Genomic DNA, 11,906 nt, shown 5'->3' on the forward strand with positions numbered 1-11,906 from the left:
CATGGTTCACTCTTAGACCGATATTTACCTCAGTATTATCTCGTAGTCTTTTTCAAAAATCAAATATGATTCCTATAGCCCTAATACTGTTTGGGTTAAAGCAGACTCAATAGCTGATTGCTCAAGATAATCAGAGATTGTATTTAAGAGTTGTCTGGTGGCTGGTTGTGAAGAATGGACATAACTTGCTTCTCTATTAAAAATTGTTGAATTTTGTCCGTTAACTTGTCTTGAGAGTTTCTCTGTTCGTTGACCTCGAAGCCCATCATCTGTAGAGCTTTGGTTAATTCCTGCAATATCGTCTCCATGCTCGAAGACTTTTTCGAGTTCAGCATCTCGGTTAATTGCTGCAAGAAATTCGCGTGACTCGCACTCATTTCGGTTAGTTTCTCGGTTTGACTCGTTTCTAATAACTTGATTAGCTCGCTCATCTGCTGGCTGTTGGTTTGTAACTGCTCGATTTTTTGGGTCAATTGCTCTATCTTCTCGGTTAGGAACTGTATCTGAGTTAGGTTGTTGTCGTTGGTTAAAGTCATGGGTTTGTACCTGTGGTTTATTTTGTAAAAGATAGGGAACAGGCAATGGGGAACAGGCAACAGTTTTTTCTATTTCCTCTTCCCTGTGTGTTGGTAAGAGATCCAATTTGTCATTCCCTGTTACCCGTTCCCTATTGCCTGTTCCCTCAAGTTGTATAGAACGTTGTTCTGGTATCGGCTTACGCAAAGGTGGAAAAGCCGCAGTCTTTGAATGCTGATTCTGCTGTTGCCAGTCCCGAAAGGTTGGAGCAAGATGACTCAATTTCTCGTAAGCTTGTGCCCCATTTGCGAAGATGAAATCATCAACACCTTTGTCTGGGCCTGGCAAGTTGATGACTTTTACTCTTGCTCCAGCTTTTTGTAACAATCTTCCAGTTACGGAAATATCTCGTTCGATATGGAGTTTTGTTTCGGGCTTGGTTTCGTAGTCAAAGCAGAACTTGAAAACTCTCCCTTGTGTGGCGAAAACCGCTAATTCCTCATGTAGGTAAGACTTACCGATTTTTTTGCCAAACTCATCTTTGGGAGTTCGGTATCCCGCCGAAATCCCAGGTAGCCCAATGGCAGCATGACCCTGACTCAACAGACTGGCTGCTTTTTTCGCGCCTTCTGCGATCGCACACGGTAAATTATATTTCCAGACACAATACCAAAATCCTGATTTGCGCTCCTGCTGGGTGGGATTAACTTTGTGTTTGGAGTATATGCGTTCGGCTATCTCATCGGGGACATTGAGCAAGAATATACTTAATTCAACCTTTGGGGGATGCTCATATTTAATGAATTTTCCTTCAATTATCTGGTTCTCCTCATCTTTTTTGGGTCTAGGTGTGTTCGGCTTGTAACATCCCCATCTTTTAATTGCAGGTTTATCACCTGGTGTTAAATCAGCAAATGAACGCGCATCAACTCCAGCATCACACCACCAACCACCAGCATCAAGGTGAGAATAGGCTTTGATTAACCCTTCACTAAGTCGCCCCGTATTTGTACGATTAAGTTTTTCGCTAACCATCAGCCTTTCCCAAGCCTCATGCTCACCACCTGCATAGTTGAACTGAAGGCTTTCAAAGTTTAGCGCTGCAATTTCTGGGTGAATGGCACTTGATTCAAACTCTTGCCAGTGCTTTGATTCAATAAAATTAAGTACTTCTTCTTGCTTTTGAGGTATCCAAAATGCTTCTGTTGGGGCAGCAGTCTTTAATACTGGTTTTTCAAAAGCAGGAGGTTGTTTCTCGGTTGGTAATAATTCTTTCTTTTTAAGTTTGACTACAGGCTTTTGATCTGAATTTTCCTTTACAACTATTGGTGTTTCTTCCTTTAATACTGGTAAGGAAACTTGCTCTGTGGTTAGCGGTTGAGCTTTCAGTACAGGCTCTGCTATTGCTACTCCAAGTTTTACTATCGGCTCATTAGCTCTTGGACTGACCGAGGCAGTTTTCGCCTGCATTCGTTCCACTTTTAAGGAATTCATCAGCAATTCTAAGGCGTTATCTTTGGCTTTAGACTCTTGCGCCAGTTCCAGCAATTCTGATTTGTCTTTAGTATAAAGTTTGACGTTATGCCTAGCTCGACTAATCGCTACGTAAAAACTTTCTTGCCCAATGGTGTGATCTGCCGCAATCAAGGCTAGGTCAGTGGTTTTGCCTTGGCTGCTGTAGATTGTGCTGACAAGCGCGTAGTCTAAGTTTTGCGCCTGTTTAAGGTTAATAGTTTCAGTTCGATTGCTATCTAAATACTGAATTTGGGCGGAATCTCCCTCAATCGCCGTGACTATAAACTCTTGTCCATTTCGCCTTTGTAACTGTCGGTCATTTTTCTTCCATTGCAAGCGATCGCCTACAGCAATCTCAATTTGCTCGCGTTGATAAACAGCTTTGTCAAAATTGGCATCTACTTCTAACTGCTTTCCATCGTCTGCTTTCAAAATTAATCGGTCGGTGTTCTTGCCGACGACTTCATACAGCAAAGCTTTCTCTAAACCCCGGCGTTTGTAGTTGCGCGTTGGCATCACCACATTGCCTAATTCAAAGTTATGGGTATAGCGCAGCTGCACTTTGGTCAGGTTTAGAGCTTGCAACTGGGTAATGTTTGCAGTTGCCCCTAAACTTCCTTCAATTTTTAGCTTGCCTCGGATTGCCTGAGTAAGTGCTAACTTCTCTACATTTGTGCCAGCCAGTACCAATGTTCGCGCTCGTTGCTCTTTCGCTAATCCTATATAGTCAGCAGCAATTATTTCTCTTATAGTATCGGGTGATACTTCCTGAATACTGCCTATTGCCGATAATTGCTTAAACCCCGCTTCTACTCTCCCGTCTGCAATTAGGTCTACTGCAATCTTGAGATCCGGGTTACGCTGCCTGTTTGATTGGTTTAAGTGCGCGGTCTTGATGCCAGCTTGTTGCAAGGATTTGAATGGGCTTCCAGCTTCGACAGCCGATAATTGCTTGGTATCGCCAACTAGTAATAGTCTTGCTCCCTCAAGGGTCGCTCTTTCTAATAGGGCATGAGCATCTTTGGCACTAAGTAAACCTGCCTCATCCACAATCCAAATCTGATTTAATTCAAGTCGGGGTGCTGGCTCAGACACCAATAAACTGGCTACAGTCTCGCCTTGTATACCTAGCTCCTCACTTAACACTTTAGCCGCCATTGATGAAGGGGCAAAAGCTTTGATTGTATAGCCTTGGGCTAGTGCGATCGCTTTTAATTCCTTGAGGGCAAAAGTCTTACCAGCACCAGCTACCCCTTGCCACGCAATGAATTGGTCTGTTGTCGTTGCAGCTAGACTAACTGCCTGCTGCTGCCCAAGGTTTAGTGAGGTTTTCTCTAAAAGGTCTGAAGCTACAAGTGTTTGCAGTATCGGATTAACTGCCCCAATTCCTGACTGCATCAACTCAATCGTCGCTAGTTCTCTTTTTACTGCCGTCCATGTTGTATATTGTCTTTCCATTCCCGGCAGAACGATTAACTCTTGATGCTCCTTGATTAATGGCTCAAGTGCATTTACATCAGTGAAAAGTCTTTCAGAAAGGATAAACTTTTCTAAATCTTCAAGCTTAAAGGCAACATTCCTTTCGCTACAATGAGCGATTGCTTCCAGCACTGCGCTTCGCGCAATCGCCTCTGCCAACGCATCTTCAAGACCTTGCTTTGAAACTGAATTTTGTACTACTTGACTATTTGGCTCAGAAGGCTTGATGAAACTGATGCCCAGTGCCGCAGCTTCTGACTTCCAGAATGCTTTTAACTCCTGCTCTGAAATCTTTTGCTTGCGCTGTCGAGTACTATCCCAGATTTTCTCACGCTCTGCCCAAGTCGAGTTAACCCCAACTTTGGCAATGATTTGCTGCCGCCGTTTTGAGAACGCCTCTAAATCTTGTTCTTTAAAACCTTTAATCTCAAATTGTCCATGTTTTCTGAGTTCTACCTCATACCCTAGTTTCTGGACTTCTGCCGCTAGATAGCTCTGGTATGCCATCCCCAGGAATTTCTTGTTAGCAAATATCTCACTATTCACCAAACTCATCCACTGACCATCATTAGCTTGCGTCGTGTTCATGACTAAGCAGTGGGTGTGCAGATGTGGATCTAAATCCCGACTCTCGATGTGGTCAAACTGCGCGACCACCAAGTTACCCGTGTTTACCCTGTGCCTACCGTTGTTTTGTGTCACCCTCGTTATGGCATAACGCCTTTCCATCAGCTCGATCAGTTCCTTTAATGCTTGATGGTGCGCGGCGATTAATCTTGAATCCCCACTGACCAACGCCATTAGGCTCACACTCTTGGGCGCAGAGAATGTACAGTCTAGTGCTGCCCTGCGTTCTTTGGGTTTTAACACCCTGGCATTAAGTTGCTCACTGCCATCAGGCGATAACCCTTCGATTACATTTTTAAAAGCTTCTTCATCATCGATTGCCCCTGATAACCCAAGTTTCTCAGCACCTAGTCCACTCCAGCGCGACTTGCCGTGGTGGTAGTAGTTTTTGACGAAGTACTTCACCGCCATCTCTGAGGAAACGTTAGCTGCTGTTAGCATTTCATCTCAACTCCATTTATAAGTTGAGAGCTACATATCCCCAAGAAACTCTGTGTATTTCCTCTGATGGCTAAATAATCACTATTCCAATCATTGTTGGGGTCATTGTTCATCACCAACATCAAACAAAATTTTGTTCGATGCCGAGTGAAGAAATTTTGGTAAAACTTTGACGACAACAATTTTTTTATTTTCTAACTCTGATGATATTAAATATAGCCTATTATTCGGAAAACTTTCCGCCAAATATGGCGTACTGTGCGTCAGAAAAAGATGGATTGTATGGCTTGTGCCCTCTAAAACATGTTTAAAATTAGTAGGAGAACATGGGAATAAATCGGGTGACTTCCGAGAACTTCCGGGAACTTCCGGGAACTATTGGGTTTTATTAAGCTAATGATAATTGCTTATTAGATGATGTTTAATATGTAATAACATCAGCGATGAATTTTAATTTGTGGAGTGGAACATTGGGATATATTGGGATAAATTGATGAGAATTAGTGAGGATTGGAAACTTAGGCGATTTTACGTAATATGCACAAATCAGTGAAATAAAAGTGCAATTGTAATGATTCATAATTTTTATTTACAAATGCTGAAATCATTACGGTATATGCGCTTTAGCCTTTTAGGAATAATTCTTGATAAAGAGTGAAAAATAGGGGAAATTTTTTGTGGATTTAATGTTGAGCCTTGATCCAGGAACTTCAATGACGAAGATGGTTTATCGTGTTCTGGAGAAGATGTCTTCTAAACCAGAATTGCTGTGTATGGAGCCAGAGTTAGTTAAGATTTCTAGAGACTCGCTCTCTTTATATGAGTCTGGGCAAATTAATCGGCCGAATCCAGAGAATGAGGCTTGGATAGAGTACAACGGAGAGTATTATGCGGTTGGGTTTTTGGCCCAAAAGTATTTTGAAGCGCGAATCAATTTTTTAGAACTCAAGTATGAGAACGCGATTCCAAAAACTTTAGCAGCAGTGGGGGCAATAGCGATTAGAGAAGGATTGAAGTCCAACCTTGATTTATCGTTGGGACTGCTGTTGCCTTATGGGGAGTGGGAAGACAGGGAAAGATTGGAGATGGGTTTAACCAAGGCACTGTCTAGCTTTAGCTTTCGAGGTCAACAATTTTGTGTAAATCTGATCAGCTTTCAGTGTTTGCCGGAGGGTGGGGGACTGGTATTGACGCGAAGTAAAAAACTCGGCACAGACTTTAATAAAGTGAACATTGCTGTGGTGATGCTGGGTTTTCGGGATATATCAGCCGTAATCTTTGAGCGGGGTATATCAACTGGAAAAACAGAAGGTTTGGGTTTAGCCTGGATGCTGGAGAGAATCAAAAGCCGAACATCAGGACAGAACTTACATGATTTGTTAAAGGCTGTTCATCTATCAGGTTCAGCGTTAAAACCGAGATACTTTAACACCTTGGCTCGGAGTAAGAATGCTGAGTTTAAAGCAGAGGAAGTAGCACAAATTGTTGAAGTAGCGGAGTTGTCTCGGAAAGAATACTGGAATAAAGTATCTATTTGGCTGAGTATGAATATTCCTGTTGATATTCAGCAAGTAATTATTGGTGGGGGAACATCGGAATATTTAGTTGCTGAGTTGAAAAACTTATTTACTTATACCGAGATTTCATGGGCGGCAGAATTAGAAGAGGATGTGCGCTTGGCTTTTAACCTGCCGATTAAAAAAGATGCGTTGTGCTTACGTTTCACGGATGTATACGGATTATTCCGTTATCAAAACGCTACATCAGCTATTTCAAACCATCGTGCGTTCTAGTAATTTGCTCGTTTTAAAGGAATATTAGTAATGTTTTCAGATGTTGAGTTTCGCTTACGAAGTAGAGTTAAGACTGATAGCTCCGAAGCAATGCTGTTTAAGTATTTAAACTCGAGAAATACTCTTTATCCTGCAAAAGATATGGTGATAATTGCTATTAGCAGCTATTGGCTTCCTTTAGCCTATCAAGCCCAAGAGCAACCCGTAGATTTAGAACCACACATTCGTGCTTGTCTTTACCGCCTTCAACTTCACTCTTCATATCTGATGGGACTGCTGGGAGAAATCCCGTCTCAGGCAGCCACGATGATTGCAGTAGAAAGAAATTCACTTTCATCACTTTCCCTTCCATCCAATATTCCCCCAACAGAAACATCTAAGATTTCCCCAACAGAACCATCCAATATTCCCCCAACAGAACAAAGACAGTTAAAAGTTGACTGGTTAAATCCTTTTTCAACTTTATCTAAATAGAAATTGATAATTATGTATCAACCACAAGAACTTTTCAACAACCTCTCACCATCAGAAATTAGCCAGACTTTACGCTTGAGTGGGATACCTGAAAAAGAGTTGTATACCGAGAATGATGCAGACAGGTTTCGTGAATGTCGCACCTTAATTGAGCAGGGTGGAAATGATGAGGAAGTAATGGCTCTATTATCTCCAATTGTTGACAATGCACTGTCAGAAACTCAGGGCAATTCCTCGTCGTCAACGAAGAATGGAGGGAAAAAACAAGGAAAAAAAGCCCAATCACCATTAGATATCACTGAATTACTAGTAATTGCTCGTGAAAGAGGCTATAAAATCGCACTTTCTCAGGCTTTATTAATTCTCCAAGTCTGCGGACTATCTGAGCAAGATGAGTATAGCCCAGATGAGTGCGAACGCTTTCTTGAAACCTACAAATCAATAAAAGAGCAAAACAAATCCTTTGAAGAAGTTGCATCTGAGTTAGCTGCTCTAAATGAGTCTGGGATTTCTCCGCAACTAAAATTAGATGCAGTGATTGAGAATGTTAGTGAAAAAGCTGTAGCTGCCAGAGATGATTTATCTAATCTTATTGATAGGATTACTGCCGCCGAAGCTGAAGAAATAACTGGCTTAGTTCAATCACTTTACCTGAAAAATGTTGCACTGAAATTACAACAGAGCGATTCTGAAAATAACCTCTTCGCTCAATTAGAAGAAAGAATCATGGCTCGAATTGCCCAAAAAAAGCAACAGAGGGCACAGTTATCTGGAATGAATTGGGAGACGACACCCTCATTGCCTTCTTCGCCAATGCCGATGCTGTCGCCCAACGTATCCAAGAATGGAATGAATACCGATTAAAACAAGAAATTGCAGCCAAAGAACGCATTATTGATATTCAAGTCGAAAAAGCCTCCGATGCTAAAGCCAATAAATTAGCTGCCCACAAGCTGGAAAAACTGCAAGCTTGGAACGAAGCACAACTAGAACGTCAAAAACTTCGTCAAAAACGCTTTGAACAGTTCAAAGGACTTGTTTTTTGGCTCGGTGGTTGGGTCGCTTCTGGCCGCTCTGGTATTTTCTTTTTTGGCTCTGCCATGTTAGCTTCTGCGACTTTTGCAGGAGTAACAATCATTAATCTGCCAACAAATCTTTCCTGTCCTGATCGCAAAAGTCCCTGTTATCTGGTATACCAAATGCGATTTAACAATAAAAGTGTGATTTTTCCACAACAGACCAAGGATATTATTGCTGAGTATGAGCGCAATAAGAGTAAACCTAAACGGCGCAGATAATTAATTTATTAGAGGAGAAAATACTGTTAATTCTCCTCTAAGCAAATTTTTTATTCAGGTATAAGTCATTCCCTACAAGCTTTTGAAGCCATTAGAGAGCTGTATTTTTAGTCAGGTTTTCAAGTATGTTTTGTATTGCTCTGAGTTGCATTCCAGAAAGTCTAGATAGTCCTCAGCAGCGAAAGCGATTGATGCTTTTATCAAAGAGCTATGTGACAAGCAAACCTTAATATCCAGTAGCGGATTAGTTTTATGCAGGAGCAAGAGCCGTTAGAAACTTATCAACAGGCGATCGCAATTTATGAAACTGTGATCGCTGCTTTACTTAACGATGCGTAACCGCCGTAGGTATCGCTTTTTTCACATATTCAGATAAAATCACTGTATTTGATGGATAAAAACTTTCTTTACAGCCTAACCTCACCTACTTTAATATGCTGTGTCCTTGTCGAAAGGCAAGCTGTCTTCCGGCTCAAAGTTCCGCAGGTCTTGTTCCATCTGCTGCCGACGTTGGACGTATGTTCTGCTATCTTCAATCCTCCCTTCCATCAACCATTCACCAAAGTTGATGCCTTGTTCTACGTGTGAGGCAGACATTTTATTATAATGATCCACCTCCATTTTCTTACGCCACTCAAGTTGTTCCAGGGCACTTTCACTGATACCAATTTTCTGAGCATATTCTACATATTCAGGTCTGAGAGAACCATCTGGGTTAAATTCCTTTTTTTCTTGTTCAGTGAAGAAATCGTAAGCTGTGTAGATTGGCCACGGTTCTGGATCAGTCTCGTCCAGGTGCTTCCATTCGTCGAATGTTGCTTTTAACCTACGAGCATAACTATCAATTGCTCCTGGATGTTCGCCAAGAGATAACATTTTTTGCCGAGCTTCATCTTTTAAAGTTCCATCTGTATTGAATTCTTTCTTATGCATATTTATCCAACGCTTAATTCTCGACATACAAACCTCTCAAAATATTAACTAATTTTTATTAACTTCTGAAAACCATGACTCTGGAAATTAAACATTTTGATCCCAGGCTCAATCAATGGATTTATACAGATGAGCGCCAAACTATTTTAACTGAAAATCTCAGTAATACTTTACTGGAATTTTACTTTCCTGATAAAAAATTCTCCTTTGGACATTCAGATGAATACAGTACAGACAAAGAGTTAAAAAATCATCCAGATGGACACATTTTACTATTATCTTCAAAAACTCGCTTACTTTATGGAGGAAAAGAATGCTTAGAAACGATTCAAAAAATTTGTCCAGATAGTAAAGACCGAGGTGCTTATGGTTCCATCTTCCTTGGTGCTTGTAAAAATGCGATTTACGAAAAGCTAAACATTCTGGTAGTAGATGATTCTACTGATAACAGGGGTGAAAATGGAGGGATATTATCAAATGATTTGGCATATAAATTAGTTGGTGACTGTTATGGGCAGATTTCAACACAACTTTATGACAAAGTAACCTTAAGAGAATCCCAAGCAGATAAAAGATATCGTGTAATTCAGCATCGATTTGGTTGGGTGGATGGAGTTGGAGACGATACTACTAAATATCGTTTTGGCAAAGGAACACTCCGACCATACAAACTAGATGATATAAAGTATGCAGACCCGAACAATGAACCAAAAATAGACATAATTCTCCCCGTAAGTAGTTTTAAGGGAACAGATAAGGATAGACCAGAAGGCCCCACTAAACCTCAAATTCAACCAGGATTATATCAGCAAAATATTTGGTTAGCTGAAAAAGGGCAATCTCAACAAGGACAGATGTCTATCTCCCAACTGCTGGCATCTTTCCCCCAAGGAATTAAAGATTTTGCCGAAGAACTAGAGTTACTTGCTCAAAGATTAGCCTCTATTGAAGATGATCCTAGAAACGTTTCTGCTTACTATTGCGAAAGATACGAAAAACGTAAAGAATCATTGAGCCAAAATAAATTAAAAACATCAGACATTATCAATCAAGAAACAGATGTCAAAAACTTAGGGACAAATGATGATTTAGATACAGATGATGAATTGGATGACGAGACTACTAAAGATGACTTGTTCATGTACAAACTCATTAAAGCCGATTTGCTTGGGCATCAACAGCTTTTAGAAACAGAGAAAGTAAAGCAGGAGTTGAGCCGTTTTGTTCAAAGTGAGTGGCGAGATATTGCCATTGGGAAAACTTTGACTTTTGATCGGGGGATGATTATTCCATCCAAAGACTTAAAAAACGGTGAAATCTGCGTTCCCTGGTTTGACGAGCAAGAAAAAATTCTTAATTATCGTTCTCCTTTCCTTAATTCCAATGGGTTATGTGTTTCTAATAACAAATATGTTGAGGATCGACTGGGACCAGACGGTAAAGACATCAAAGGTGTAATTGTAGTTAATGACGAAGACCACAAGCGCATACAGCAAAGAATTGCACAGCTAGAAGTGCAAGGGATTGATGTTGATTTTATCGACCCAGCCGAAACCGAATCAGAACGGCAAGCGCGTGATTTCGACGGTGACTGTATTGGCGTAGCACTTGCACTTCAATATCCAAACTTCACAGCCGAAGCCGAGTACAGAAACCAGCCTGAAAATGCTTATCGGCCTACTGTTAAAGAAAAGAAACAATCATTTTATTCGGAAAATGGAAGCCAGCCCCCATTTGAAAAAATAGCTATCCACATGAGCGATAGCATTAGTGTGGGCATAATCAACAATCAAGTGACGGCACTGGAAGCATTAGAATCAGAAATTGAGGTACTAAGGACTTACGGTACTTTAGAACAAAAATCAGAATATTTAGAGCAAGTATCTAGCCATTATCAAAGTTTATTTGAACAGGAAGATGACCAGAAGCCCAAACCAATTAGAGCAGAGTACAAACCCTTCATGCAATCTGTTGTAGCTTTAGCAGAGAATCCTAACAGAACTCCAGAGATTATTCAGCAGGCAATGGATGTTAACCGCCTGATGTACCGGGAAATGATTGGTGAGGGATGTTATCAAAACCAAATAGCGGTTGATTTATTCAAAAGTGCTAAAAAACCGGAGATGGATAAAATCCGGGAAAACAGCCGCTACTTGTATCGTGATGTTAATTATATTAAAGATAAGAAATCTTCGTCAGTTTATTTAAACACGGGGATAACACCAAAGGGCTACTCACCAGTAGAATTATTGATTAGCCAAACTAATAAATATTTCCAAGAATCACAGTTAGAATCGCGTCCCATCGTCCAGTTTAAAGACTTATTCAAAGGAGTAGAATTTACACCACAGCAGAAATTTGCAGCGATCGCCGCCAAATACGAATTTGATCTGAAGTTCAATGCTGCGGTTCGTGCCTCAAGGCGGCGAGAAACAGAGTCTGGCTCTAGCGCAATTATTCAAACGAATTCAGGAACGCAACTCGAAATTACCAACCTCACCCGCTACGGGCATCCCCTAATCTGGAAAGCCCAGACACTTAATATTCGCCTGGATGAAATTAAATTTACAAACAGTGAACGCCCCCATAAATTATTAGCAGTTGCACAGATAGATGGCGAGGTTGGGTCAGATGGAAAACCCGCTTACCGCAACCTGGGGACAGTTAGCCAACAATCGGTGACTGACCACAACCTCAAGGCGGGGATGACTATACAAGGAGCTAAACTCCTAGAACTAAAACCAGAACTTACTAGAAGCCAAACTAAACTACTCTTTGCCTTGGCAAATGATGCATCTGAAGCATTTTACGCTTCTATCCCAGAGTCAGA

At 41.0% G+C, this 11,906-nt stretch carries 6 protein-coding genes and 1 pseudogene; 5 read left to right on the plus strand and 2 right to left on the minus strand.

Translation table 11 applies throughout. From position 1 onward, the window contains the following. Window positions 1-72 precede the first annotated feature (72 nt). Window positions 73-4,578 (minus strand): MobF family relaxase, encoded by a 4,506-nt coding sequence (mobF, locus tag G1O98_RS31965; protein ID WP_163936908.1) that lies wholly within the window; start codon window positions 4,576-4,578, stop codon window positions 73-75. Between the two features lie 686 nt (window positions 4,579-5,264). On the opposite strand from mobF, the gene G1O98_RS31970 reads away from it, so the two are divergent. Genes G1O98_RS31970 through G1O98_RS31985 form a run of 4 tightly spaced genes read left to right on the plus strand, consistent with a single transcriptional unit; the run spans window position 5,265 to window position 8,143 of the window. Next, the gene (locus G1O98_RS31970; protein WP_243458607.1) at window positions 5,265-6,371 is read left to right on the plus strand and encodes a ParM/StbA family protein; all 1,107 of its coding nucleotides are present in this window, start codon (window positions 5,265-5,267) and stop codon (window positions 6,369-6,371) included. Between the two features lie 30 nt (window positions 6,372-6,401). Then, entirely contained in the window at window positions 6,402-6,845 is a 444-nt protein-coding gene (locus tag G1O98_RS39130; RefSeq protein WP_175586958.1) for a hypothetical protein, read from the plus strand. A 12-nt stretch (window positions 6,846-6,857) separates the two neighbouring features. Beyond that, on the plus strand, window positions 6,858-7,709 hold the full coding sequence (locus G1O98_RS31980) for a hypothetical protein (protein WP_163936914.1): 852 nt from the start codon (window positions 6,858-6,860) through the stop codon (window positions 7,707-7,709). Next, complete coding sequence (locus G1O98_RS31985; protein ID WP_163936916.1) at window positions 7,625-8,143, plus strand: hypothetical protein; 519 nt, start codon at window positions 7,625-7,627, stop codon at window positions 8,141-8,143. Before G1O98_RS31980 ends, G1O98_RS31985 begins: the two co-directional genes overlap by 85 nt. A gap of 429 nt (window positions 8,144-8,572) precedes the next feature. On the opposite strand, the gene G1O98_RS31990 is transcribed toward G1O98_RS31985, so the two are convergent. Further along, complete coding sequence (locus tag G1O98_RS31990; RefSeq protein ID WP_167306228.1) at window positions 8,573-9,103, minus strand: hypothetical protein; 531 nt, start codon at window positions 9,101-9,103, stop codon at window positions 8,573-8,575. 47 nt (window positions 9,104-9,150) lie between these two features. Between G1O98_RS31990 and G1O98_RS31995 the strand changes: the two are divergent. Further along, a pseudogene (locus G1O98_RS31995) lies at window positions 9,151-11,906 on the plus strand (hypothetical protein); the annotation flags it as partial.

Origin of the sequence: Nostoc sp. UIC 10630 (assembly GCF_010747425.1) — a bacterium.
Taxonomy (GTDB): Bacteria; Cyanobacteriota; Cyanobacteriia; order Cyanobacteriales; family Nostocaceae; genus Nostoc.